This window comes from Brevundimonas sp. BH3, from assembly GCF_045345115.1.
GTDB lineage: Bacteria > Pseudomonadota > Alphaproteobacteria > Caulobacterales > Caulobacteraceae > Brevundimonas.
Genome location: NZ_CP150796.1, coordinates 1190784 through 1216382, shown reverse-complemented (window position 1 = coordinate 1216382; position 25599 = coordinate 1190784). Strand labels below are relative to the sequence as shown.

30 protein-coding genes are annotated in these 25599 nt (G+C 59.2%); 20 read left to right on the top strand and 10 right to left on the bottom strand.

Annotated features, from left to right (window positions below; translation table 11 throughout):
- Positions 1-81: 81 nt before the first annotated feature.
- The 3 genes from WEU32_RS05825 to WEU32_RS05815 are packed head-to-tail and all read right to left on the bottom strand — an operon-like array spanning position 82 to position 1472.
- A complete protein-coding gene (locus tag WEU32_RS05825; protein ID WP_406853199.1) occupies positions 82-501 on the bottom strand; it encodes a hypothetical protein in 420 nt (139 codons plus the stop codon).
- The gene (locus tag WEU32_RS05820) at positions 491-1063 is read right to left on the bottom strand and encodes a sigma-70 family RNA polymerase sigma factor (protein ID WP_312137987.1); all 573 of its coding nucleotides are present in this window, start codon (positions 1061-1063) and stop codon (positions 491-493) included. The genes WEU32_RS05825 and WEU32_RS05820 overlap by 11 nt, the downstream gene beginning before the upstream one ends.
- A 13-nt stretch (positions 1064-1076) precedes the next feature.
- Entirely contained in the window at positions 1077-1472 is a 396-nt protein-coding gene (locus tag WEU32_RS05815; protein WP_312137985.1) for a DUF6249 domain-containing protein, read from the bottom strand.
- A gap of 167 nt (positions 1473-1639) precedes the next feature.
- Between WEU32_RS05815 and WEU32_RS05810 the strand changes: the two genes are divergently transcribed.
- A complete protein-coding gene (locus WEU32_RS05810; protein WP_406853198.1) occupies positions 1640-1879 on the top strand; it encodes a hypothetical protein in 240 nt (79 codons plus the stop codon).
- 15 nt (positions 1880-1894) lie between these two features.
- Here WEU32_RS05810 and WEU32_RS05805 read toward each other — a convergent pair whose 3' ends face one another.
- Together WEU32_RS05805 and WEU32_RS05800 are read right to left on the bottom strand one after the other, a co-directional pair.
- Positions 1895-2248, bottom strand: a complete 354-nt coding sequence (locus WEU32_RS05805) for an ArsC family reductase (RefSeq protein ID WP_406853197.1) — start codon at positions 2246-2248, stop codon at positions 1895-1897.
- A gap of 140 nt (positions 2249-2388) precedes the next feature.
- Positions 2389-2880: a hypothetical protein gene (locus WEU32_RS05800; RefSeq protein WP_406853196.1), complete on the bottom strand. Its 492-nt coding sequence runs from the start codon at positions 2878-2880 to the stop codon at positions 2389-2391.
- A 205-nt stretch (positions 2881-3085) separates the two neighbouring features.
- Between WEU32_RS05800 and WEU32_RS05795 the strand changes: the two genes are divergently transcribed.
- The 7 genes from WEU32_RS05795 (at position 3086) to WEU32_RS05765 (ending at position 10413) form a co-directional block, all read left to right on the top strand.
- A complete protein-coding gene (locus WEU32_RS05795; RefSeq protein ID WP_406853195.1) occupies positions 3086-3337 on the top strand; it encodes a hypothetical protein in 252 nt (83 codons plus the stop codon).
- Between the two features lie 71 nt (positions 3338-3408).
- Positions 3409-4164, top strand: coding sequence for a DUF4893 domain-containing protein (locus WEU32_RS05790; RefSeq protein ID WP_406853194.1), 756 nt, complete (start codon positions 3409-3411; stop codon positions 4162-4164).
- A 69-nt stretch (positions 4165-4233) separates the two neighbouring features.
- Positions 4234-4848, top strand: a complete 615-nt coding sequence (locus tag WEU32_RS05785; RefSeq protein WP_406853193.1) for a class I SAM-dependent methyltransferase — start codon at positions 4234-4236, stop codon at positions 4846-4848.
- A 144-nt stretch (positions 4849-4992) separates the two neighbouring features.
- The gene (locus tag WEU32_RS05780) at positions 4993-6039 is read left to right on the top strand and encodes an extracellular solute-binding protein (RefSeq protein WP_406853192.1); all 1047 of its coding nucleotides are present in this window, start codon (positions 4993-4995) and stop codon (positions 6037-6039) included.
- A gap of 62 nt (positions 6040-6101) precedes the next feature.
- Complete coding sequence (locus WEU32_RS05775) at positions 6102-7658, top strand: ABC transporter permease (RefSeq protein WP_406853191.1); 1557 nt, start codon at positions 6102-6104, stop codon at positions 7656-7658.
- A 5-nt stretch (positions 7659-7663) separates the two neighbouring features.
- On the top strand, positions 7664-8692 hold the full coding sequence (locus tag WEU32_RS05770; protein WP_406853190.1) for an ABC transporter ATP-binding protein: 1029 nt from the start codon (positions 7664-7666) through the stop codon (positions 8690-8692).
- An 86-nt stretch (positions 8693-8778) separates the two neighbouring features.
- The gene (locus tag WEU32_RS05765; protein WP_406853189.1) at positions 8779-10413 is read left to right on the top strand and encodes an FMN-binding glutamate synthase family protein; all 1635 of its coding nucleotides are present in this window, start codon (positions 8779-8781) and stop codon (positions 10411-10413) included.
- On the opposite strand, the gene WEU32_RS05760 is transcribed toward WEU32_RS05765, so the two are convergent.
- From WEU32_RS05760 to WEU32_RS05750, 3 genes are all read right to left on the bottom strand, one after another.
- Positions 10410-10616 carry a helix-turn-helix transcriptional regulator gene (locus tag WEU32_RS05760; protein WP_406853188.1) on the bottom strand — a complete coding sequence of 69 codons (207 nt, stop codon included), beginning with the start codon at positions 10614-10616 and terminating at the stop codon, positions 10410-10412. The genes WEU32_RS05765 and WEU32_RS05760 overlap by 4 nt on opposite strands.
- Complete coding sequence (locus WEU32_RS05755) at positions 10609-11037, bottom strand: DUF2178 domain-containing protein (protein ID WP_406853187.1); 429 nt, start codon at positions 11035-11037, stop codon at positions 10609-10611. The genes WEU32_RS05760 and WEU32_RS05755 overlap by 8 nt, the downstream gene beginning before the upstream one ends.
- A gap of 109 nt (positions 11038-11146) precedes the next feature.
- Positions 11147-11398: a hypothetical protein gene (locus WEU32_RS05750; RefSeq protein ID WP_406853186.1), complete on the bottom strand. Its 252-nt coding sequence runs from the start codon at positions 11396-11398 to the stop codon at positions 11147-11149.
- A gap of 11 nt (positions 11399-11409) precedes the next feature.
- Here WEU32_RS05750 and WEU32_RS05745 point away from each other — a divergent pair, with 11 nt between their 5' ends.
- Positions 11410-11667: a hypothetical protein gene (locus WEU32_RS05745; protein ID WP_406853185.1), complete on the top strand. Its 258-nt coding sequence runs from the start codon at positions 11410-11412 to the stop codon at positions 11665-11667.
- Between the two features lie 7 nt (positions 11668-11674).
- Here the strand turns inward: WEU32_RS05745 and WEU32_RS05740 are convergent, their stop codons facing one another.
- Positions 11675-12142, bottom strand: coding sequence for an Lrp/AsnC family transcriptional regulator (locus WEU32_RS05740; protein ID WP_167177970.1), 468 nt, complete (start codon positions 12140-12142; stop codon positions 11675-11677).
- 145 nt (positions 12143-12287) lie between these two features.
- On the opposite strand from WEU32_RS05740, the gene phhA reads away from it, so the two are divergent.
- The 11 genes from phhA to WEU32_RS05685 all read left to right on the top strand — a co-directional run bounded on the left by phhA (position 12288) and on the right by WEU32_RS05685 (position 24889).
- On the top strand, positions 12288-13169 hold the full coding sequence (gene phhA / locus WEU32_RS05735) for a phenylalanine 4-monooxygenase (protein ID WP_406853184.1): 882 nt from the start codon (positions 12288-12290) through the stop codon (positions 13167-13169).
- A 60-nt stretch (positions 13170-13229) separates the two neighbouring features.
- A complete protein-coding gene (gene hppD, locus WEU32_RS05730) occupies positions 13230-14300 on the top strand; it encodes a 4-hydroxyphenylpyruvate dioxygenase (protein ID WP_406853183.1) in 1071 nt (356 codons plus the stop codon).
- A 173-nt stretch (positions 14301-14473) separates the two neighbouring features.
- Entirely contained in the window at positions 14474-14764 is a 291-nt protein-coding gene (locus WEU32_RS05725; protein WP_312813686.1) for a hypothetical protein, read from the top strand.
- On the top strand, positions 14764-15207 hold the full coding sequence (locus WEU32_RS05720; protein ID WP_312137955.1) for a periplasmic heavy metal sensor: 444 nt from the start codon (positions 14764-14766) through the stop codon (positions 15205-15207). Before WEU32_RS05725 ends, WEU32_RS05720 begins: the two co-directional genes overlap by 1 nt.
- Before the next feature lie 72 nt (positions 15208-15279).
- Positions 15280-15771, top strand: coding sequence for an RNA polymerase sigma factor (locus WEU32_RS05715; RefSeq protein ID WP_406853182.1), 492 nt, complete (start codon positions 15280-15282; stop codon positions 15769-15771).
- 127 nt (positions 15772-15898) lie between these two features.
- Positions 15899-17689: a copper resistance system multicopper oxidase gene (locus tag WEU32_RS05710; RefSeq protein ID WP_406853181.1), complete on the top strand. Its 1791-nt coding sequence runs from the start codon at positions 15899-15901 to the stop codon at positions 17687-17689.
- Positions 17686-19071, top strand: coding sequence for a copper resistance protein B (locus WEU32_RS05705; RefSeq protein WP_406853180.1), 1386 nt, complete (start codon positions 17686-17688; stop codon positions 19069-19071). Before WEU32_RS05710 ends, WEU32_RS05705 begins: the two co-directional genes overlap by 4 nt.
- A gap of 491 nt (positions 19072-19562) precedes the next feature.
- The gene (locus WEU32_RS05700; protein ID WP_406853179.1) at positions 19563-20939 is read left to right on the top strand and encodes an APC family permease; all 1377 of its coding nucleotides are present in this window, start codon (positions 19563-19565) and stop codon (positions 20937-20939) included.
- Positions 20940-21120: 181 nt separating this feature from the next.
- Entirely contained in the window at positions 21121-22362 is a 1242-nt protein-coding gene (locus WEU32_RS05695) for a parallel beta-helix domain-containing protein (protein ID WP_406853178.1), read from the top strand.
- A gap of 8 nt (positions 22363-22370) precedes the next feature.
- Positions 22371-23516 carry an SO2930 family diheme c-type cytochrome gene (locus WEU32_RS05690; protein WP_406853177.1) on the top strand — a complete coding sequence of 382 codons (1146 nt, stop codon included), beginning with the start codon at positions 22371-22373 and terminating at the stop codon, positions 23514-23516.
- On the top strand, positions 23513-24889 hold the full coding sequence (locus WEU32_RS05685) for an aldehyde dehydrogenase family protein (RefSeq protein ID WP_406853176.1): 1377 nt from the start codon (positions 23513-23515) through the stop codon (positions 24887-24889). Before WEU32_RS05690 ends, WEU32_RS05685 begins: the two co-directional genes overlap by 4 nt.
- On the opposite strand, the gene WEU32_RS05680 is transcribed toward WEU32_RS05685, so the two are convergent.
- Positions 24886-25542: a TetR/AcrR family transcriptional regulator gene (locus WEU32_RS05680; protein ID WP_406853175.1), complete on the bottom strand. Its 657-nt coding sequence runs from the start codon at positions 25540-25542 to the stop codon at positions 24886-24888. The genes WEU32_RS05685 and WEU32_RS05680 overlap by 4 nt on opposite strands.
- Positions 25543-25599 lie beyond the last annotated feature (57 nt).

Genomic DNA, 25599 nt, shown 5'->3' with positions numbered 1-25599 from the left:
ACGCCGCCCGCAACGCAGCCTGTGCGATAGACGGGTTCTTTTTCGCGATTAACGGCGGATCAAGGCTGTAAAACGGCGATCTTACAGAGAATTGGCCAACCGGATCGCACTGGCCACCAGTGCGAGCGTCAGGATTACCCCCGACATCATCAGAATCTGTGCGCCCGAGAACGAACCCAGCGAAAACCCCGTCAAACCCAGTTGCTGGGCGGCATCACGCACCGGCTCGAACATCGAACTGGCCTCGCCCTTCTGAAGAATCGTCGCCAGCGAACCCTCTTCCAGACTGCCCTGCAGGACGTTTTTCATCTGCACGCTTACGAATTGTCGCAAAAACACAAACGCCGCCGCGACAGCCAGCACCAACATCAGCGCCCGCCGCCATTTCCAGCGGTTTTCCAGCCTGACAGCCACCTCGGCATCAAAAAGTGCCGAATCGGCAAACTCGGGCGTTACGCGATAGGCCCGCTCGATAGCGGGATCGAATTCATCAGCCGACACGGTCCAACCTCGTTTCAGCAGTTTGCGCAGGCAGAAGATGTCCCCTCAGCTTCTGTAGCCCGCGTTTGACATGTGATTTTACCGTCCCCAGCGGCAGGTTCAGCGACTTGCCGATCTCTTCGTGTGTCAGCCCTGCACCATGGCAAAGGGACACACATAGACGCTCGGAATCACTTAGCGCATTCAGGGCCTTGTCCAGATCGAACCGTCCAATCGGGTCCATCTCCAGACTTTGCCAGTCCTCGTCGCCCAGCAGCTCCAGATCGGCATAGCGGGCATCATGACGGATTTGGCGCAAATAAAGCCGCGCCGCGATCCGCCCGACCCAGGAGCCGAAGCTCCCCTGCCCGCGAAAATCCATACATTTCTCATAGGCCCGCATGAAGGCATCCTGCGCCAAATCGTCTGCCAGCGCATATTGGGCACCCATGCGGCGCAGCAAGGCCCGAACGAACGGCGAATGCCGTCGCACCAGCTCGCCATACTCACGACGACCGCCAGCTGCCGACAAGGCAGCCAGCTCAACGTCATGCATGGCCGAAAGGGGCTGTGTTCGGATCATCGTCCGGGCAATCTCAATCCGGAATCTTGTTAAAGAACGACAATACCAGATATGCGATGCCAAATACGAACGGGATGCTGGCCACACCCATGGTGCCCATGCCAATCCAGCGTGTATCGCCGAACTCGACATCGCCAAAGAAGCCCAACAGGGCGATGCCGATACCGGCCGCAATCCACAACACGCCACGACGGATATCGCGCGTCCGCGACGGCAGACCCTTCTTCACATCGCGGGTCATGACCTCGATCAGTTCCGCAGGCAGGCTTTGTCCCTCGGCAATCGCGGCACGCACCGTTTTCTGCATCTCGCGATTGCTGCGATGCTTCAGATAGGGCGGAAGGGTGCAGATGGCAGTCAGACTGCCAAAAACGCCGATCACAGCAAACAGACCCGTCAACTCTTCCATGAATATCTCCTTCCGATCGGCCCGCGAAAACGGAGCCTTCGGATGTATGAGGCATCCACCTAGCCCCACGGATGCAGGCACACGCATGAAATCTTTGTAAGACTTGGCGGAAGCTTGGCAGGCAGCCTGTGCGTTCATCTCGGGTATCACTCACCGGAGGACGCAGCATGGCACTTATCACCTATCGCATTCAGGAACACGACGGCGGCTGGGCTTATCGACTGGACGAAACTTGGTCGGAGACCTATCCGAGCCACGACAGCGCCGCCGCAGCGGCGCGCCACGCCGCCCGCGAACAGAAGGTGCCCGATGCCAACGCCTGTATCGAATACCAGAATGCCAGCGGCGAATGGGTCACTGAACGCGCGGACGGCCATGACCGCCCGCTGACCGATGTCGAGGGCTAGATAAGCCCGGCTTGTTTAGCTTCTCAAGGCCGCCTGATAGATTTCCGGTTTGAAACCCAGCACCGTCGTGCCATTGCCCAGATCCAGCACCGGACGTTTAATCATCGACGGTTGCTCCATCATCAGGGCAATGGCTTTGGCATCATCAATATCGGCCTTGGCCTCGTCCGGCAGCTTGCGGAAGGTGGTGCCCGCCTTGTTTAGCACCTTCTCCCAGCCATGCTCGGCCACCCACTTCTCCAGCTCGGCCTTATCCGCACCCTTCACCTTATAATCGTGAAAGTCATAGGCCACGCCGTTCTCGTCCAGCCAGACACGGGCCTTCTTCATCGTGTCACAGGCTTTGATGCCGAAAAGGGTGATGGCCATGATGCGCTCCTGAACTGTTGCCCTAAACGGGTGCTCTGGCGGCTGTCGCATTGAACGGCAGATGGGTCAAATGAAGTGGCCTCGTCAGAGGTCTAATGTCCGTATGTGGTTTGATCGCTAAGCCCAGCTATGCACCTGCTTCACCGTTCAGTTGGAGAAAGCTTCCAACATGCGACAGGAACAGTAATGAGCCAAAACAGCATACCGGCACCTGCCCCAAATATGCAGATTTGGCCCATCTCGATGAATAGATAAAAAAGCCCCGCAACGGTGATGTGGCCATTCTCATGAGTGACGCTGTCACCGTAGGATGCGTAATCAGGCGAAGAGACTAGCGCCAATACAAGCCAAGGAAGCGATGCAACTATAGCACCAACCATCGCGCAGTTAATAATCGTAGGACGCAGCCTATTTCTCACCAAAAGATAAGCAGGCACGCCTAGGACAATAGCTGCGGGATATGCACCGACAACCGCATAGACCAAAGCCGTTCCGAACACTCTGTCCCAATAGTTAGACAGTCCCGCATAGAGTGGTTGCAGGATTGCCATCAAGAGCGCGGCAGCGCCGGGCACGACGATAAACGCAAGCGCGAGACGCCAAAGTGGCGGACGAATGATGTGCTCCTTCATGCAGTGACGCTAGCACAGCGCAGAACAGCGGTCGCCAAGCTATCTACGTAGTTTTTTTATCAGCAATCCTTTGAATTTACTTATACATTACCTTCTACAACCGTAGAAACTCGCTCACAGATAAGCATGAGTGGAGTTGCCCGCTTCATCCTTGGCTGGCAGGGTGCGGATAGGAACAACAGTCCTTCAAGCTATCGAGCCTCCCATGAGATCGCCAAGCCATGAACCGGTTATCTTGCGCTTCATTCTGGGCATACTGGCGTTCTGGCTGATTTCTCTTGTATTCGCAGTGCTGGCCTTCATCTCGTTCGCGCTGCTCATTGGCCACACCTACGGGGACCTTAGCCCCCGCGCGGACATGATGTTCTGGGGCCTCTCGCTTGTGTTGTTACTGGGTTATTCGGCCAGTCTGTTCTTCGGGATGCGATTGGCCATCAAGAAGCGGACGCCACGCTGAAAAACTCTACACCGGACATGGCGAACCATACGCCGCGCCCCCCGTTATTCCGACCTAACAGGAGCCAGATCATGAAGCTGCGTTCAGTCCTTAGTGTCCCTACATCCACTCTGATACTGTTCATCGGTGCATGTGACCGGCAGCCGGAACCGGCGGCGAAGAACGAGCCAGCGGTTCAGGTTGAGGCAACCGACGGCATTCCGGATGACGTTATCGGCCAACCTGCTGCGCCCACTCCCCCCCAAGGAAAACAGTCTCAAGGCGACCAGACTCAAGGAGAACAGGGCGGCACCGATGACTGGCACAAGGTTGCGTCCTCAACAGATACGGCCCTGCTGGGCCGGCTGGACGAGGCGTGGGATACGGCCCTCACCCGAGCCAGACGCGACGGTTACGCTCCGGAACTAAAGGCGCTGGGCGCTTTGGTTGTGCCGGATGCCGCTCAAAGCGGGCGGTTGCAGCCCGCCCCCGGAAACTATCGTTGTCGCACTATCAAGCTAGGGGTGCGGGGAGATGTGGGTTCAGGTTTTGTGGCCTATCCCTATTTTGCCTGCCGAGTGGAACTGACCCCAGGTGGTGATCTGATCCTTGAGAAAACAACCGGCAGCCAGCGCATCAGGGGTTTGCTGTATCCCGATAGCGAGCGCCGTCTGGTCTATGTCGGTACGCAGAGCTGGGGCGATGAAAAGGGCTTTCCTGCTTATGGCCAGCAGCCCGAACGGGATCAGGCGGGCGTACTGGAGCGCATTGGCGATCAGCGCTGGCGTCTGGCCATCCCCTTCCCCAAACAGGAATCCCAACTCGACATTATCGAAATCGTGCGCTGATCTTCATTGCCACTTTTGACCGCGAGGCTAGACCGGTATCCAGATAACCGTGCGCGAGAACGAGAGACGATGACAACCAAGCCCCATTGGGAAAATGTTTACGAAACCAAATCGGCGCACGAAGTCAGTTGGTATCGCCCGCGTCTGGAAGTTTCCCTGCAACTGATCGACAGCGTCCTGACCGATCCGGGCAGTGCGATCATCGACATTGGCGGCGGCGAATCCACCCTTGTCGATGACCTGATCCGCAGCGGACGCAGCGATGTCACCGTCCTTGATATTTCGCAAGCTGCCCTAGATGCGACCAAGGCTCGCCTTGGGACGTCAGCAGATTCCGTAAGCTGGATTGCTGCGGACATTACCACCGTTGACCTCGGTTTTGGGCGTTATGATCTGTGGCATGACCGCGCCGTATTCCACTTCCTGACCCGCCCTGAAGATCGCGACGCGTATATTCAACGTGTCCGTCAGGCCGTGAAACCGCAGGGGTATATCGTGGTCGCAACCTTTGGGCCGGATGGCCCCCTGAAATGCAGCGGTCTGGACATTGTGCGGTACGACAGCAACTCTTTGGTGGTCGCTTTCGGTGACGGTTTTGATCTGCTCGACACGACCACCGAAATCCACAAAACGCCATGGGATAGCGAACAAGAATTTGTCTATTGCCTCATGCGTAAAAGCTGAGCGTGTCGCCCTTATCGGATTGCATCGGTCGGTCGATTTTCACGGCGAAACCTTTCTTGCAATCTGCGTCAGAATGCCTCAATGATTTTGCGAGCCATTCGCATTAAAGCCACAGGCCTCACTGACCCGATCCGGAGTTTCCGTATGCGCCGTCTTACTGCCCTTGCTGCTGCCGCGGCTGCCCTGACCCTTGCCGCCTGTGGCCAGTCGTCGGACAAAGCCGCCGATGGCGCGTCGTCCAAGGTCCTGAACCTGTACACCGCCCGTCACTATGATGCAGATCAGAAACTGTATGACCTGTTCACGGAAAAGACCGGCATCGAGGTCAAGCGCATCGAAGGTCGCCCCGACGAACTGATCGCCCGCATGAAGGCCGAGGGTGCCAACAGCCCCGCCGACGTGTTCGTGGCCGCCGACGCCGGTGCTCTGTGGCGCGCACAGGATGCAGGTCTGCTGCAAACCGTGAACTCCGAAGCTCTGAACGCTGCCATTCCGGAAAACCTGCGCGAGCCGTCGGGCCAATATTACGGCTTCTCGCGTCGTGCCCGTATCGTGGCCTATGATCCGGCCAAGGTGCAGCCGAACGAAGTCACCGACTATGCCCAACTGGCCAGCCCGCGTTTCAAGGGCAAAATCTGCGCCCGCTCGGGCGATAACGTCTATAACCTGTCGCTGGTCGGTGCCCTGATCGAGGCATGGGGCGAGGACAAGGCCAAGGCTTGGGTCGAAGGCGTCACCCAGAACTTTGCCCGTCCGCCCGAAGGTGGTGACCGCGACCAGATCCGTGCCGTTGCCGCCGGTGTCTGTGAAGTGGCCCTGACCAACAGCTATTACTTTATCCGCATGGCCAATGGCGAAGATGCCGCCGATCGCGAGATCGCGTCCAAGCTGCGCCTCGGCTTCCCGTCGCTGGACGGCAAAGGCCCGCATGTGAACATTTCGGGTGGTGGCGTGGCCGCCCATGCCCCGAACAAGGACAACGCGGTCAAATTCCTTGAATTCCTCGCCTCTCCCGAAGCGCAACAGATCGTCACCGAACTGAACTTCGAATATCCGGCCGCGAACGGCGCAGCACCCGCAGCAGCGGTTGCGCCCTATGCCAACTTCACCGCCCATCCGATGAACGTCTCGCGCTATGGTATCAATCAGGCCAAGGCCCAGTCGATGATCAGCGCGGCGGGCTGGCGATAAGCCCCCAAGCCCCATCGCGTAACAAACAGGCCCGCCGCGCACGACGCGGCGGGCTTTCGCCTTTGCATGTTCTGGGCTGGGCAGCAGCGGTTGTCGCCCTGCTCCCGCTATTGGGCGTCGTGTTTGCCGCCCTGCAACCGGGGCGGGCCGATATTGCCTTCAAGGATATCGCCCGATACGCGACAACATCGGGCGTGGTTGCGCTCGGGGTGGCCATTGTCACGGGCGTCGTCGGTACATTGGCTGCATGGCTGGTGGCGCTGCACCGCTTTCCGATGCGTGGCGTGTTTGCATGGGCGCTGGCCCTGCCGCTGGCGGTTCCGGCCTTTGCACTGGCCTATTCCTATTCGCAGATTTTCGATGTCGGCGGACTGTTCCGTATGTGGCTGCGGCCTGCACTCGGCTTTGATATTCCGCTCCAGATGCGCTCCATCCCCGGGGCGATATTTGTCCTCAGCTGCGCCTTCTATCCCTATGTGTTTCTGGCCATGCGCGCCGCGTTTGTCAGCCAGTCGGTCCATCCGGTCGAGGCCGCCCGTATGCTGGGCTGTTCGGTTAGCGAAGCGTTTCGCCGCACGGCCCTGCCGCTGGCCCGCCCTGCGCTGGCGGCGGGCATAGCTTTGGCTGTCATGGAAACGCTGGCCGACTATGGCGCGGTCCAGTTCCTCAGCGTCCAGACCCTGACCACCGGCGTGGTGCGGGCATGGTCTGTCTATGGTTCTCCGGCCTCGGCGGCACGGTTTGCCCTGCCTTTGTTGGTCACGGCGGCGGCGCTGTTTGCGTTGGAACGCTGGGGCCGTCAGGGCCGCCGGTTCGAGACCACACGCGGACAACAACGCACGCTGGAACCCGTCGCCCTGTCCGGCCTCAAGGCTTGGGGCGCGACCTTATTTTGCCTGTTGATCCTGACGCTCGGCCTGTTGCTGCCTGTCGGTTATCTGTTGTGGCGCTCGCTGGAGGTCACACCTGACTGGGCACGATTGTGGACGGCCACAGGTCGCACGCTTTCTATGGGCCTGATTGGCGCAGCAGCGACTGTCGCACTGGCCACCCTGTTGGCACTGGGCGCGCGCCACATGCCGGTCGTCACCCGCATCGCCAGCCTCGGCTATGCAACCCCGGGGGCCGTCATGGCTATCGGCCTTTTGGGGCCTGCCACCGTTCTTTGGACCATCGCGCCCAGCACCATCAGCGGGGCGGGCGTCAGTGTGGCGCTGCTGGTCTATGCCTATGCCGCACGCCTGATGGCCGCCGCCCTTGAGCCTATCGAAGCCGGCCTTTCCAAAGTCACCCCCGCCATGGGCTTTGCCGCCCGCAGTCTGGGCCATGGCGAGATGTCCACCGCCGCCCGTATCCAGCTTCCCATCGCCAAGGGTGCGCTATTGACGGCGGGACTGATCGTATTTGTCGATGTTCTGAAAGAGCTTCCGGCGACGCTGATCCTGCGCCCGTTCGACTTTGACACCTTGGCGGTTCTGGCCTCCAACTATGCACTGGACGAGCGGCTGGCACAGGCCGGATGGCCGTCCCTGCTGATTATCGGTCTGGCCCTGCCGGGGGTGATCTGGCTGACCCGTCAGGTGACCAAGACGGGCCGCGCCCGCACGACTAAAGAGTAAACCTGTTGAGCGAACACGCCACCCTCCGCCTGTCCAATGCCCGCCGCAGCTATAATGGCCGCGTGGCCGTCAGTGACGCCTCGCTGTCATTGTCGGCGGGCCGGATCACGGCCCTGCTCGGCCCGTCGGGCAGTGGCAAGTCTACCATCCTACGCATGATTGCGGGCTTGGAGCCTCTGGATGGCGGCACGCTGCATGCGGGTGATGCCTTGCTGGCAGACCAACACTCATCGGTCCCACCAGAGCATCGCGATATCGGTCTGGTGTTTCAGGATTACGCCCTGTTCCCGCATCTGTCCGTGGCCGACAATGTCGCCTTTGGCCTGAAGGGGTCGAAAAAGGACCGTCGCGTAAAGGCACTCGAATGGCTGGCCCATGTCAAACTGGCCGACCGCGCAGATAGCTGGCCGCACATGCTGTCGGGCGGCGAGCAACAGCGTGTGGCACTGGTCCGCGCCCTAGCCCGCAAGCCCCGCGCCATCCTGCTGGACGAGCCGTTCAGCGGCCTTGATCGCCACCTGAAATCAGAGGTCCGCCGCAGTCTGATCGACACGCTTCGGGCCTCCGGCACCGCCGTCCTGATCGTTACGCACGATGCCGAAGAGGCCCTGATGATGGCCGATGATCTGGTACTGATGGACAAGGGCGTCATCCTACAATCAGGCAGCCCACAGGACTGCTATCAGCACCCGTCATCCATCGCCGCCGCCCGTCTGCTGGGCGAGGCCGAAGTGCTGAAAGCTCGCATCAAGGACGGTATCGCCACCACCGTTTTCGGCTCCGCCTCCTGCGATCTGGCCGATGGTGAGGGCTGGCTGATGGCCCGCCCCGAAAGCATCCATGCCTCGCCCGCCTGTGAGGGAGCAAAGGTCACAGCGATTACCTTTGGCGGCACATTTTGTGAGCTGACACTGGGAAAAGACGGCCAATGCTTGCGCCTTCGAACTCCTTTGACCAATCTCAAAATCGGCGATGTGGCCAGCGTCCGTTTCGATGAAGCCACCACATCCGTTTACGCTGACGTGAACGGCTAGAGGCGTTTAAGGCCTGTAATTCCGGCACCTATTTGCTAGCTCGGTATTTAGTCTGGATCATGCCGGACGGTATCGGGGGCTAAATCATGAAAATCAGTCGTTTCACCGTACTGGCGATTTTTGTCGTTCTGACGCTGGGGCTGCTGGTCGGACTGATGCTGGAACACCGTCTGTGGCCGCTGACCCTGCTGTCTGTGGCCATCACGGCCTTAGGGTTTTACGACCTGATCCAGACGCGCCACTCGGTACGGCGCAACTATCCGATCATCGGCAATTTTCGCTGGCTCATCGAGGCAATCCGTCCCGAATTGCGCCAATACCTGTTCGAAGCCGACAACGAGGCAACCCCCTATTCGCGCAGCCAGCGCTCGCTGGTCTATGCCCGTGCTAAGGGCGAAAGCAGCGAGCGGGCCTTTGGCACCCTGCTGGATGTCTATAGCGAGCGTTACGAGTTCATCGCCCCGTCCATGCGCCCAGCTCCCGTGGCCGACCTGTCCACCATGCGCGTCAGCATCGGCGGACCACAGTGCAAACAGCCCTATTCGGCATCCCTGTTCAACATCTCGGCCATGAGCTTTGGCTCGCTCAGTGCCAATGCCATTCGCGCCCTGAACCAAGGTGCCAAGGCTGGCAATTTCTATCACGACACCGGCGAAGGTGGGATCAGCAGCTATCACCGCGAAGCGGGCGGCGACATCGTATGGGAAATCGGCAGCGGCTATTTCGGTTGCCGTACACTAGACGGCAAATTCGACCCTGAACGTTTTGTCCAGAATGCCTCTTCGCCACAGGTAAAGATGATCGAGATCAAGATCAGCCAAGGGGCAAAACCCGGCCACGGCGGCATCCTGCCCGGCCCGAAAGTTACGCCCGAGATTGCCGAAATCCGTGGTGTGCCGGTGGGTCAGGACTGTGTGTCCCCTGCCTATCACACGGCCTTTAGCACCCCGGTCGAGATGATGCAGTTCATCCAGCAACTGCGCGAGCTGTCGGGCGGAAAGCCTGTCGGCTTCAAACTGTGCATCGGCCACCCGTGGGAATTCATGGGCATCGTCAAGGCCATGCTGGAAACCGGCATCATGCCCGACTTCATCGTCGTGGACGGTGCCGAGGGTGGCACCGGCGCGGCCCCGCTGGAGTTTGCCAACCACATCGGCACGCCGCTGCGCGAGGGTTTGTTGCTGGTTCACAATACGCTGGTCGGGGCGGGCCTGCGTCAACACATCAAGGTCGGTGTGGCCGGTAAGGTCATCAGCGCCTTCGATATTGCCAGCCTGCTGGCCATGGGGGCGGATTGGACCAATGCGGCACGCGGTTACATGTTCGCACTGGGCTGTATCCAGTCCCTGACGTGCAACACCAACAAATGCCCGACGGGCGTCGCCACCCAAGACCCGGCACGCCAACGCGCTCTGGTGGTGCCGGACAAGGCCACGCGAGTCGCCACCTATCACAACAGCACCATGCACGCCTTGGCCGAGATGCTGGCCGCCGCAGGCATTGCCCGCCCGCAAGACCTTGGCCCACAGCATCTGGTCCGCCGCATCAGCCAGTCCGAAATCCGGCTCTACTCCCAGATCCATACCTATCTGAAACCGGGCGAACTGCTGGAACTGGGCGAGCAACACCCCTTCTACGGCCTGTCATGGAAACTGGCCGACGCGCACAGCTTCACGGCAGAAAAGGGCTATTCGGCGTTCAATGAACTGGAACTGCGCTAGGACCAGCTAAATGCCTGATCCAGAGGCACACCAAACACGTCAGCGATCTTGAAGGCGGTTTCCAGCGATGGAGAGTATTTGCCCTGCTCGATGGCGGCGATGGTCTGGCGGGTCAGGCCGACGCGCTCGCCGAGGTCGGCTTGCGTCATCTCGGAGGCGTGAAAGCGTAGGGTGCGGATATTATTATGAATTGACTTAGCCATGACTGCCCCGACGATAGCCGTGGATTACCAAAGCGTCGTGCACAATCTGGCAGATTACGATCACAGCCAGAGACAGATTGACGATCTTATAGGCTGGCAGGGTGAACGGTCCCGCCACACCGACAAGGATCATGCCGGTGAGCATGATGTAATAGGCCACAGCCGTCGCCTTGCGGTCGATGGCGTGATCGCGCTCGTCGGCCATGTTGCGGGCGTCGCGACGGGCCGCAATGGCAATAGCCGCACTGCCAATGGCCGAGATCAGGCCATGCACCGCAGCCACTGGCCCGAAGGTCCAGACGATATCCAGCATATTGTTGCGGCCGAAATCCACGGACGGTGCCGCTATGCCGAAATAGACCGCATAGGTCACAGTAAAACTGATCAGCGTGAACCACGCCATTTTTTCACGAAAAGCCATGTGCGCTTCCTCCCTGCTGACGCTACAGGAATACCTAAACGAACATAGAGTCAAATTTATTTAACATAGTGGCAAAAATTATTGCCTTAGTGTCCACTCACCGCGCGGGTCACAGCCGCATAGAACGTGCGCTGCCAACCAGCTTCCAGCCCGCAATGATGGCCAGCAGACACACGGTCCACAGGCTTGCGAACAGCCACAGGCGATAATCGCCCATTTCCCACAAACCGACGCTGCACAAGCCACGCTTGCAGGCCTCCGCGAATGGAATGAACGACAGGACAGCAACGACAATGCCTGCGCCCATCAGGCCCAAGCCCAGTCCCTTGAGAGATGTCTCTTGCCCGTTCAGAGACGGCATGGCGGGTTTAGGTGTCGCCGCTACGCGCTAGGATGTTTGACCGTCTGGCCATCACCGAAGGCAGGTCACAAAGATATGGCACCCAGTTCCGTTGTGATAACGGCAAATGGCGCGCCTACCCCATCGAAGATGTTACCGGCCTAGAATCGCGTCGTCAGACCATGAATTTCTCCGTCGATTTCGCAACCTATAAGGCTCATTTCGAGGCCCAGCCGTCTTGTCCGCAAACACTGTCGCCGCCACCTGCGGGTATGGTTATTGACGATTGACAGCCACCTAAACCGGTAATGCCGTCGTATATTTCACCTGACTGAGCGCAAAGTGCGAGGCGGCCGTGGCGACGTTGGCATGGTTGAGCAGGTCGCGCATCAGGAAACGCTCATAGCCCGCCACATCCTCGGCTACGATCCGCAGCAGATAGTCCCATTCCCCGGACATGGAGTGGGCCTCCATCACCTCGGGCTTGGCTTGCAGGAAATGCTCGAAGGCCAGACGGTCGTTGGGCGCGTGTGACTTCATCCGCACCTGACACATGATATTGACGCCGCGCCCCACCAAATCGGCATCCACCAGCCGCACCGAGGCGCGTAAAATCCCCGCCTCTTCCATCGCCTTGATCCGCCGCCAGCACGACGCCGGAGACGACCCTGCCGCCTCGGCCAGTGCCGCATGGCTCATGGACGCATCGACTTGCAGCAGCCGCAGGATTCGACGGTCCACATCATCAAGAGAGGCCTGTTTCATTATACTATCATTTTTGAAATACAATCATCAGATGATACCCTTTTCAGGCCGTTTTTGAAAGGCAATCGCGCATTCTGTGATGGCAAAATATAGGCATCCAAATTTAGGCACAGACTTCCGATAAAGGGAGCGGCAGTTTGGATCTATGGGAGATTACGCCGTGGCCAGCCATGTGCTTCAGACACCACCCGAAGGCGCATCAAGCGACTGGACAATCCCGCAGAACTGGTCTGCCTATACGCCCGAGGAACATGCCCTGTGGGATGTTCTGTACGAGCGCCAGACCAAGATGCTGCCCTCGCGCGTCACGCCCGCCTTTATGGACGGCCTCGACCGTCTGAAACTGTCCGACAGCGGCATCCCGAATTTCGAAGAGCTTTCCGAGCGCCTGCATAAGCTGACCGGCTGGCAGGTTGTGGCCGTTCCGGGTCTGGTGCCGGACGAAGTCTTCTTCGAGCATATGGCCAATCGCCGCTTTGTCGCCGGCAACTTCCTGCGCACGCCGGAACAGATCGACTATCTGCAAGAACCGGACGTCTTCCATGACGTGTTCGGCCATGTGCCGCTGCTGGCGAACCCAGTGTTTGCCGACTACATGCAGGCCTATGGCATGGGCGGCTTGAAGGCCATCAAGCACAACGCCATCCATAACCTGTCGCGCCTGTACTGGTACACGGTCGAGTTCGGCCTGATCCGCGATGGCGACGATATGAAGCTGTATGGCGCGGGTATTGTCTCGTCGCGCACAGAGTCCATCTTTGCGCTGGATGACAAGTCGCCCAACCGCATCGGTTTCGACATGAAGCGCGTCATGCAGACCCGCTATCGCATTGACGACTTCCAGCAGACCTATTTCGTCATCGACAGTTTTGAAGACCTGCTGAAGCAAACCATCGATACCGACTTTGCGCCGATCTATGCCCGGATCGCCAACGAATCCGAATACGAGCCCGCCGATATCCTGCCCACCGACCGCGTTTACAACCAAGGCACCCAAGCCTGGGCCAACCGCGTCACGGACAACTGATTTCACCCGATTTTAGCCCGCCCCTAAAATCGGGCAGCACAGCAAGGAAAGACCAACCCCATGGCCATTACCGCTGAAAACCCCATCGGTCTCGACGGTTTCGAGTTCGTCGAATTCACCAGCCCCGATCCGGCCGCCATGAAGGCGCTGATCGAACAGCTGGGCTTTGTGCCGACGCACACCCACCCGACCAAAAAGATCACCCGCTACAAGCAGGGCCAGACCAACCTGCTGGTCAATGACGAGCCGACCGGTCAGGCCGCAGACTTCCGCGCCGCCCACGGCCCGTCGGCCTCGGGCATGGCCTTCCGCGTCGCTGACGCCCAACAGGCGTTCGACCTTGCCATCTCGCGCGGCGCGCACGCCGTTGACGCCTCGGTCGGCGCTCTGGATGACGATGCCAAGGTGCTGCAAGGCATTGGCGGTTCGTACCTGTATCTGATCGACCAGTACGGCGAAAAGGGCAGCATCTATGATGGCTGGACCGAGATCGCAGGCTGGCAGGAAGCCGAAGCCGCCAACTCGGTCGGTCTCGATGTCCTCGACCACCTGACCCACAACGTGAAGCGCGGCCAGATGCGGACCTGGTCGACCTTCTACAACCAGATCTTCGGCTTTGAAGAGCAGAAGTATTTCGACATCAAAGGCAAGGCCACCGGCCTGTTCTCGCAAGCGATGATCGCGCCGGACAAGGCCATCCGTATCCCGCTGAACGAGAGCCAGGACGAAAACTCGCAGATCGAAGAGTTCATCCGTCAGTACAACGGCGAAGGCATCCAACACCTCGCCATGACCACCGACAACATCTACGATACCGTGGAGAAGCTGCGCGCCCGCGGCGTGAAGCTGCAGGACACCATCGAGACCTATTACGAGCTGGTCGACAAGCGCGTCCCTGGCCACGGCGAGGACCTCGAGCGTCTGAAGAAGAACCGCATCCTGATCGACGGCAACGTTGGCGAGGAAGGCCTGCTGCTGCAGATCTTCACCGAAAACCTGTTCGGCCCGATCTTCTTCGAGATCATCCAGCGCAAGGGCAATGAAGGTTTCGGCAACGGCAACTTCCAGGCCCTGTTCGAGTCCATCGAACTGGACCAGATCCGTCGCGGCGTCATCAAGGTCGAGGCCTAAAGACTAACGGGCGGGGCTTTAGGCTCCGCCCATTTTTTATGTCTAACCCCTTCTCCCCAGCCTGAAGCCCCGCCATCTTCTATGATGGCGGGGTTCTTTTATTTTCAGCGAGGGGTTTGCCGCAGGGATGCGTATAAGTCTGAAGGGACAGCGCCTTTTCCCGCAGGCAGACCATGACCTCCAAACCGACAACCGACATCAACACTCTTCTTGCAGCGCCTGACGCTAACGGTTCCGATAGCCTGCTGGCCGGACTGGAGCCACGCGTGTGGCAACGCATCGAGGCCCGACTGGAACGGACACGCACTTTGCAAATGCAAGGGGCAGCACTGGCTGTTGCGCTGGTGGTTGGCATCGTCAATGGCGGTATTGCTGTGCGCCATTTCCATCCTGCTCCTGATGAACTTCAGGCCTTCAGCCTGTCAGCAGGCCTTATCCCGCTAAATCCCACGGAGCAGGGCTAATGAAAAAAGGACTGAAATCCTTTGTCCTGATGACGCTTGTTGCTGTGGTGGCAGGGGCTGCCGGTGCATGGGGCTGTGCCAGTCTTATGCTTCGCAAGCAGGATACTCCCGGACTTCACGCCATTATCCATCAGGAACTGAAACTGGATCCAGCCCAGTCCGCCCGTATTCGTGACATCGAGACCCGCTTTTCCAGTCAACGCAACACACTGGAAGCCGAGGTCCGTAGCGCCAACCGTGAACTGGCCGAAGCTATCGCCGCCAGTCAAGGCAACAGTCCTGCCGTTCAGGCCGCCGTGGACCATTTCCATTTCGCCATGGGCAATCTGCAAAAAGCGACCATCGCCCACGTCTTTGAAATGCGCGAGGTTATGACGCCGGAACAGGCGGAAACCTTTGATGCCCGCGTGGTCGACACCCTGCTTCACGAGGGCGACCGGTAAGCCCTCGTGGTCACCGGATCAGAAATCTATGCGCGCGCGGCGGGGAAAGACCGTGCGGCGTTCGAAACCCTAATGACCGCCACAAAAGGCGGTCTGTTCCGCTTTGTCCGGCGCTATACAGGTGATGACGAGGACGCGCTGGATCTGGTTCAGGAAACCTATACTGCGGCATGGCTGGCCATACACCGCTATGATCCGGCACGGTCATTCGATGTGTGGTTGCGCGCTATTGCTCTGAACAAGTGTCGCGACTGGGGACGACGCCGTACCGTGCGCCGCTGGATACGCCAGACTGTCGGACTGGACGCGCCCGAAGCGACCCATGTCGCAGATCGCACGCCCGATACCGATGCCCTTATCGATGACCGCCGCAGGATCGAGCGCCTCAATACGGCTCTGCGCGACCTGCCCGACAATCTCAAGGCTCCGCTATTGCTCACCTCGATAGATGGCCGCAGCCAGCAGGAAGCCGCGCAAATACTGGGCATTACCGCCAAGGCCGTCGAAACCCGCATTGCCCGCGCCCGCCAGAAACTGGCCTCCGCCATGATGTGCGAAGGCTAAAAGCGGAAACCTGTAATCTTCGCGCGGGTTTATGAGGGGGAGTCACCCGTTTCGCGTATTCATAGAGAGACAGGGCGTCATCCATGCCCTCACCGTGACTTCAAGACCGAGACCAGAGGATTTCCCGATGACGCCGATGCGCCTTGATCGACGCGCCCTATTACGCGGAGCCGCCGCCGGTGGCGGTATCGCCGCCCTCAGTGGCCTGCTGCCGGCATGGGCGCAAAGCGGATCGGCGGGCATTCGCCCCGATATGACAACCCTGAACGGTCCGAATGTGGACCTGAGCGTCAATCATGGCAGCTTTACCCTTGGCGACCGCACCGGCCATGCCTTTGTGGTCAATGGTATCCTGCCTGCGCCGCTGATCCGCCTGCGCGAAGGCCAGAATGTACGCCTGTCGGTGACCAACCATCTGCAAGAGGACACCTCGATCCACTGGCATGGCCTGTTGCTGCCGTTCCAGATGGACGGCGTTCCGGGCGTCAGCTTCCCCGGCATCAAGCCGCACGAAACCTTTGTGTACGAGTTCCCCGTCAAACAGTCGGGCACCTTCTGGTACCACTCCCATTCGGGCCTTCAGGAGGCGATGGGCCATTACGGGCCGATCATTATTGATCCGGCGGGTGCCGATCCGGTCGCTTATGACCGCGAGCATGTGATTGTGCTGTCGGACTGGAGCTTCCTGCATCCGCACGAAATCCTCGACAAGCTCAAAAAAAGCCCCGGCTATTTCAACCAGCAGAAGATGACGCTGGCGGGGCTTCTGGACGGCTCGCAAGGCATGGGCCTGTCCGAGCGGCGCACATGGGCAGGTATGCGGATGGACCCGCGCGACATCCTTGATGTCAACGGCACCACCTATACCTATCTGGTCAACGGCCACGGCCCTGAAGACAACTGGACCGGTCTGTTCCAGCCGGGCGAGCGCGTGCGTCTTCGCATCATCAACGCCTCGGCCATGTCGATCTTCAATGTGCGTATTCCGGGCCTGCCGGTCACCATCGTCAATGCCGATGGCGAGAACGTGCAACCGGTCGAGGTGGACGAGTTCCAGATCTCGGTCGCCGAAACCTATGATGTGATTGTGCGCCCCACAGCCGATCGCGCCTATACGCTTGTAGCCGAGGCCATCGACAGTTCGGGCATGGCACGCGCCACACTTGCTCCGCGTATGGGCATGACCGCCGAGGTGCCGCCCTTGCGCACCATCCCCAACCTGACCATGCGCGACATGGGCATGGGCGGTATGGATCACGCGGCTATGGGACACGGTTCGGGCAGCATGGACCATGCCGCCATGGGCCATGGTTCGGGTGGCCAAGGATCTTCTGGCGGAAAGATGGACCACAGCAGTGCCGCCATGCGTAATCCCGACAATGCGCCTGCCGATATGGCGGTGGGTGTCGGCGTGGATGCCATTGCCATGGCTCCAGCCAACCGTATGGCGGACAAGCCGCAAGGGCTGGAACATGTCGAGCATCGCGTTCTGACCTATGCCGACCTGCGTTCGCTGACGCCCAATACCGACACCCGCGCCCCGTCGCGCAGCATGGAAATCCACCTAACCGGCAATATGGAACGGTTCATGTGGGGCTTTGACGGTCGTAAATTCTCGGAACTGGTCGAGCCGATCCGGTTTGAACTGAACGAGCGTGTGCGTGTGACACTGGTGAACGACACCATGATGTCCCACCCGATCCATCTGCACGGCCACTTCTTCGAACTGGTCAATGGCCATGACGGACACCAGCCGCTGAAACACACCGTCAATGTGCTGCCGGGGGGCAAGATCACATTTGACCTGACCGCCAATGCGCCGGGGGACTGGGCCTTCCACTGCCACCTTCTGATGCACATGCACGCCGGTATGTTCAACGTCGTCACCGTCCGTCCTCTGCAAGGAGCCGCCCGATGAACCGCGCCCTGCTCACCGCCGCCGCTGCCCTGCCGCTAATATTGGCCGCCAATGTCGCCATGGCCCAAAGCCATGCCGGACACGCAGGCCATGCCGCGCCCACCGCCCCCGCACAGAAAGCTCACCCCAAGGCACAAAAGCCTGCCGTTGATCCGCATGCAGGTCACAATAGTGAGCACGCCGGTCACACTGCTGCTTCCGCTCAAGCCGACCCGCACGCGGACCACAACACGAGCAACCATGCCGGTCACACCGCTGCGCCTGCTCAAGCTGATCCGCACGCGGGCCACGACATGAGCGGCCATGCTGGTCACACGGCGGCCCCTGTCCAAGCCGACCCGCACGCGGGCCACAACACGAGCAACCATGCCGGTCACGCCGCTGCGCCTGCTCAAGCTGATCCGCACGCGGGCCACGACATGAGCGGCCATGCTGGTCATGCTGCGGCCCCTGCCCAATCTGATCCGCATGCGGGCCACGATATGAGCGGCCATGCCGGTCACGCGGCGGCCCCTACTCAAGCCGATCCTCATGTGGGCCACGATATGAGCGGCCACGCCGGTCACAACATGAACGCCGTGCGTGGTGGGCCGAACATCCCAACCAGCGTTGATGCCGTGGGTGGCCGCCTGGTGGAAACGCCTCCGCCCGCCACCGCCCTTGCCGCCCCCGCCCATGCAGCCGATCTTCTGTTTGATCCAGCCGTAATGGCCGCCTCTCGTAAACAGCTATTGGCGGAAAACGGCGACATCCGTTCCACCGCCCTCTTCATCGACAAGCTGGAAGCCGGTTTCGGCGATGCTCCGAACAGCTATGGCTGGAGTGCCTTTGGCTGGACCGGCGGCGACATCAACCGCTTCTGGTGGAAGACCGAGGGCGAAGGCGAAACCAAGGGCAAGCTCCACGAGGTCGAGGTTCAGGCCCTCTATAGCCGCGCCATTGCGCCCTTCTGGGATGTGCAGGCCGGTGTTCGCCACGACTTCCGCCCCGATGGCGAGGACACCACCCATCTGACGGCCGGTATTCAGGGTGTTGCCCCCTACTGGTTCGAGACAGGCGCAGCCCTGTATCTGTCCACCGAGGGCGATCTGACGGCGCATCTCGAAGCCGAATACGACCAGCGCATCACGCAGAAATGGATCTTGCAACCGGCTCTCGAAGTGGCGCTGTCGGCTAGCGATATTCCGGAACTGGAAATCGGTTCGGGCCTGACCTCGGTCACAGCAGGTCTTCGCCTACGCTATGAAATCCGCAAGGAGTTCGCACCCTATATCGGCGTCGAGTGGAACCGTTCCTTCGGCGATACAGCTGACTATATCCGCGCCAGAGGCGACAAGGTTGACGAGACCCGCTTCGTCATCGGCCTCAAGGCTTGGATGTAATCTACAATGAAAAAGCGCGGGCCCCGTACAAGGCCCGCGCAAGTTTTCAAGGGGAGGAATGCCGCCAGAGGCTGCATGGCTTTGCTTTGCCATATTGCGTCCGATCACAACACGCAGTTTTCCTAAAACGACCGACAGCTATCCTGCGGATCCTGCCTTGCAGCGGCTCCTCGGCCATATGGCATGATCACTAATACGTTTAGAGAGCCCTTCCGGTCCCGTTTAAGGGGTAGGAAATCGAAAATTTCATTCATTTGAATCTCAATAAACGGGACACCTAACCCGTTTATTGCGCGCATGACCACAACCATTTCAAACTTAAGGAATAACGAGGCTATTTCGTTCTTTCGATTGCAAATCTTTGTTAGGGGATGGTCTCGCGTCTCAATATAAGAAATATAACCCCAACGTGCATTCACGGCCCGACAGGCCGGATCACCAGTCTGTAACGGGCCTTTGCGGCCCTTTTATTTTGTTTCGGATTTCCCTGTATGGGTGACGCTTCCCCCACCTCGCCTACACTCGCCCGTAATCTCAGCTGGCCACACCTGATCGCCATGGGCGTAGGTGCCATTGTCGGCACAGGTATCCTGACCCTGATCGGCATCGGTGCCGACAAGGCCGGTCCTGCGGTTCTGGTTTCTTTTCTAATTGCCGGTTTTGTCTGCGCCTGCGCGGCGCTCTGCTATGCAGAGATGGCCTCGACCATCAACACTTCGGGCAGTGCCTATGGCTATACCCGCGCTGTGCTGGGCCAAATGGTCGGCTGGATTATCGGCTGGAGCCTCATTCTGGAATACAGCCTTGTGGTCAGCGCCGTTGCGGTAAGCTGGTCAGGCTATGCCGCACCACTGCTGCATGACTGGCTGGGTGTTCCCATGAGCCTGATGAACGGTCCTCATGCTGGTGGCGTGGCCAATATTCCGGCATTTGTCATCATTGTCGCCGTTGCCGGCCTGCTTTTGCTGGGTACCAGCAAGAGCGCCACCGTCAACATGATCCTTGTGGCGGTAAAACTGTCGGCTCTGGCCCTGTTTGTGTGGTTCGCCCTGCCCCATTTCAACAGCGCCAACCTTGTACCGTTCAGCCCCTATGGCTTTGGCAGCACGATGAGCGATGACGGCATCGAACGTGGCATCATGGCCGCCGCAGCCATCATATTCTCGGCCTTCTACGGCTTTGACGCCATTGCGACTGCGGGCGAAGAAACCAAGAACCCCAAACGCGACCTGCCCATTGGCATTATGGGTTCGATGGTGGCCTGCGCGCTGATCTATGTGGTGATCGCCCTGGCCGCTCTGGGCAGCACGCCCTTCCTGACCTTTGCCAACAGCCCCGAGCCTCTGGCTCTGATCCTGCGTTTGATCGATCAGCCGGGCGCGGCGCATTTCCTCGCCGTCACGGCGGTCATCACCCTGCCCACCGTCATTCTGGCCTTCTTTTATGGCCAGAGCCGCGTCTTCTTTGCTCTGTCGCGTGATGGCCTCCTGCCGCGCGGTCTGGCCAAGGTCACCACCAAGGGGGCACCGGTGCGGATCACCCTGTTCACCGTGGTGGTGGTCGGCAGCATCTCGCTGTTCCTGCCACTTGGCGAAATCGTTGCACTGGCCAATGCCGGAACTCTGGTGGCCTTCTCGGCTGTGGCTCTGTGTATGCTGATCCTGCGCGTCAAAAAGCCGGATATGTCGCGCGGTTTCAAAACCCCGCTGGCCTGGGTCATTGGCCCGATCTCGATCGCCGGATGCCTGTATCTGTTGGTCAGCCTGCCCCAGAAAACCCTGCTGTGGTTCATTATCTGGAACATTGTCGGCATCGCGGTCTATTTCCTCTATAGCCGCCGAAGCGCTTCAAAGCAGGATTCAGTCTAAAATCAATCAAGCCCTTCGATTTTTCGAAGGGCTTTTTTGTTGCTCGTCACCCCGCACCCAACGCTATTAGATACTGCCCCTCCGAAAACAGAAAGAGTTTCATTTTCAACTTGCGCAAGTCCGGACGTTATGGAAACGTGGGATAATGCTGAATTTCGGAAGTGTTCTGGAGGGGAACTTCATGAAGATGCGCACCTGGTTACCGGTAGTTATGGCACTGGTTTTAGCGGCCTGCGGGCAGAATACGCCCACCTCGAAAGGCACTGACCTTTCCAAGGCCAATATCACCTATCAGGACGAGTTGATGGAGCTGCTGATCGATGCCAAGCCCGGCTCGATCATCGAGATTCCGGCGGGTGTATTCAGCATCGACCGCGAGCTTAGTCTGGTCGTCGATGGCGTGACCATTCGCGGTCAGGGTATGGACAAGACCATCCTGAACTTCCGCAACCAGGCCGCAGGTGCCCAGGGCCTTCTGGTCACGGCCAGCAATTTCACTATTGAAAATCTGGCGATCGAAGACACCAAGGGTGACGCGATCAAGATCAACAAGGGCGAGAACATCATCGTGCGCAAGGTCCGCACAGAATGGACCCAAGGCCCCAAAACCGAGAACGGTGCCTATGGCATCTATCCGGTCCAGACGAAAAACGTCCTGATCGAAGACAGCGTGGCCATCGGCGCGTCCGATGCCGGTATCTATGTCGGCCAGTCGCAAAACGTCGTGGTCCGCCGTAACCGTGCCGAATACAATGTGGCCGGTATCGAAATCGAAAACTGCATCGACGCAGACGTGTATGAAAACGTCGCCACAAACAATACCGGCGGCATTCTTGTCTTCAACATGCCCCAGCTTCAGCAAGCTGGTTACCGGACCCGCGTCTTTAATAATCGCGCCGTGTCCAACAATACGCGCAATTTCGGCCATGCCGGAACGCCGGTTGCCAGTGTGCCAGCAGGCACCGGCGTCATCATTAACTCCAACGATCAGGTCGAGATTTTCGATAACGAGATTGCCGATAACAAGACGGCCAATATCATCGTCTCCAGCCTTTTCTCGGCAGGCTATTCGGACAGTGCCATGAGTGCTGATTTCGACCCCTATCCCGAGGCAATCCTGATTAAAGACAACCGCTTCAGCGGTGGAGGCAACGCGCCTGACGGTGTGGAATTCCAGGCCCTGCGCATTGCTAAGTTCGGCCCGACCGGCCGCTTCCCGGACATCCTGTGGGACGGTTATGTCAATCCGGCGGTTCTGGTGAACGGCCAGCTTCCTGCGGACAAGCGCATCTGTATCGACAATGGCGAGGCCGGTGTTTTCAACGTGGACGGCCCTAACAAGTACGCCAATCCGAACACCGATATGACACCGCACAAATGCACCCTGCCGCGTCTCTCGCCTGTCGTCCTGCCAAACGCCTGACACGGCCCATGAAACTGTTCCGTTTATTTGCTCTTGGCCTGCTGCTCGTCTCCACAGCAGCAGGCTGCACCAAGCCCCAGCCACCGGCCCTGCCCTTGATGGAACCAACCTTCTTTGCGTCGGAAAATCCCAAGACGCTGAGAGAGTGGGGCATGGTGCAGGTTTCCGATGGGGCGCTGGTGCTTTCCGAGCGGGTCGTCTCCTATGATCTGACGACCCCGCTGTTTACCGACTATGCGCAAAAGCTGCGCACCATCTGGATGCCCGCCGGTGTGTCAGCCGACTATAACCCTGATGACGCGCTGACCTTCCCTGTGGGCACCGTTATCACCAAGACATTCTTCTATCAGACCGATAAAAAAGGTCAGGTCCTGCAAAAAGTCGATCAAACCCAAATCCATAAGGGTGACGGCTTGAACCTCGACCATGTCCGTATGATCGAGACCCGCCTGCTGATCCATCGTGAGGATGGCTGGACGGCCTTGACCTATCTGTGGAACGACACCCAGACCGAAGCGACCCTACACCGCATCGGCGAGAGCGTGCCTCTGACACTGGTGCGCGAAAACGGCACCCATGAAGCCTTCAACTATATCGTGCCCAATGTGACCCAGTGCGCCGCCTGTCACGCCACCAATGTGGCCACCCGCGCCATCCAGCCTATCGGTCCCAAGGCGCGACTGCTCAATCGCGACTTCACATTCGCCAACGAAAACGCAAACCAGCTGACCCGTCTTGTGTCCATGGGCTATCTGAAGGACCTGCCCGAGCAGGACAAACTGCCGCTACAGGTTTCCTGGATCGACACCAAGGCATCGACAGACGAACGCGCGCGCGCCTATCTGGATGTGAACTGCGGCCACTGCCACACCCCGCAAGGTCCGGCAGGGACGTCGGGTCTGTATCTGGATGCCAGCGCAACCCATTCAAAAACAACCGGTGTTTGCAAACTGCCGGTGGCAGCGGGCGCGGGAACGGGTAATCTGCGGTTTGATATCGTGCCCGGAAAGTCCGGCGAGTCCATTTTTCCCTTCCGCATGGATTCTACGAACCCGGCGATCATGATGCCTGAAATCGGTCGCTCTACTAAACATAACGAAGGCATTGCATTGATCCGCTTCTGGATCGACGCCATGGAAGGGTCTTGCCAGTGACGCATCACAACATTGCTCAGCGTATTCAAGATCTGCGCACCACCTTCGATAATGGTCAGACGCGCGATCTGGACTGGCGCAAAACCCAGCTTTCCGCACTAGAACGGATGATGAGAGACAACGAGGCAGCAATCGCCGAGGCGTTAAAGTCCGATCTGGGCAAACCCTATGGCGAAGCCTGCACCGCCGAGATCGATCTGGTGCTGAAGGAAGCCGTCCACGCCCGCAAAAGCCTGCATCGCTGGGCCAAGCCCCAACGGACGGGCACCCCGTTGGCTATCCTTCCGGGTCAGAGCTTTGTTGAGCCGACGCCCTATGGCGTGACCCTGATTATCGGGGCCTGGAACTATCCCTTCCAACTGGTGCTCGCGCCACTGGTCGGTGCGATTGCGGCGGGCAACTGCGCCATCATCAAACCTTCGGAACTGGCTCCGCACTCATCGGCACTGCTGAAACAGCTTGTCGAACGCTATCTGGACTCGAACGCCTATGCCGTTATCGAGGGCGAGGCGGATGTGGCCGCCGCTCTGCTCGAACAGCATTTCGATCTGATCTTCTATACCGGCGGCGAACGGGTCGGGCGCATCGTCATGGAGGCAGCGGCCAAGCACCTTACGCCGGTCATACTTGAACTGGGCGGTCAGAACGCTTGCATTGTCGATGAAACAGCCGATTTAGCGGTCGCGGCGAGACGGATCGTCTGGGGCCGCTTCCTGAATGCCGGACAGATTTGTGTCGCGCCAGATCATGTCTATGTCGCCGCCTCGGTTGAGACTCGCCTGCTCGAAGAGCTGAAAAACGCGGTCACAACCATGTTCGGTGCAGACCCGAAACAAAGCCCAGACTACGGCCGGATCGTCAATCCGCGTCATGCGGCACGCCTTCAAGCCTTGCTCTCTGGAGGGCGCGCGATCACCGGCGGTCAGGTCGATGTCGATAATTGTTATGTCGCGCCGACCATCCTGACCGAGGTCGCCGCCGATGCACCTGTGCTGCGCGAGGAAATCTTCGGGCCGATCCTGCCGGTCCTGCCCTACCACACGCTGGAAGCACCACTGGCGGCCATCAATGCCCGCTCTCCGGCGCTGGCCCTCTATGCCTTTACCCGCAACCAGAAGACCGCAGACCGGATCATTGCCGCGACACGATCAGGCTCTGTCACTATTAATGACACCGTCATCTTCATGGCCAACCCCAACCTGCCTTTTGGCGGTGTCGGGGCCAGCGGCATGGGCAGTTACCACGGCCACTACAGCTTTACAGCCTTCAGCCATCAGCGAGCCGTTTTGAAGCGTGGTTTTGCGCTGGATGCGGCTATCCGCTACCCGCCTTTCACCAAGCAAAAACTGTCGATGCTGAGACGCGTCACTTAGCCAGCAGCGTCATCTGTCAGATAGAAGGACAGATAGCGTTCCAGCGCCACTGTGGCCTCCACAAACAACTGCTCTGTCAGTTCCGGCTGAAGCTCGCCGCTGGTCAGAGTTTCAAACGAGGTGAAAATCTCGGTCGCCATACGCGCCACCGCCAAAGGGGTCCCGCCACGGAAGCCGTCCAGCCCCTGCTCCCAGCGCGTAGCAAGATAGGAGGCGATCTGGGCATTGGCCTGATCCTTGACGATCCGCAGTTCGCGGGTCGTCAACATCAGATGAAACAGCGGACGATATATGGGATCGTCGCTCAGGGTGCTTCTTAGAACCAGCATCACTGCAAGGTGACGCTCGCGCCATGTTGTATATTGCGCATCCTCAAGGATTTTGGCGATGCGCCCATGGATTTGCGCCACCCGCGTCTCGAACAACTCTTTGTATATGGCAAAGACATTCGGGAAATAGCGATAGATCGAACTGACCGGCACATCGGCCTCGGCCGCGATCGAGCTGGTGGTAATCGTATCCACGGTCGTCGTCGCCAAAAGGCGTTCCGTCGCTTTCAAGACAAGGTCAATCCTGTCGCGCGCACGCTGCTGCATCGGCGCGGTTCGCCGTTCCAGTGTCGCGATATTCACAAGCGGCACACGCGGCTCCACAGACAACCTCCTGTTCGTCATAGCCACTGGGTCTAACATGACTTGGCGCGCGTGTAA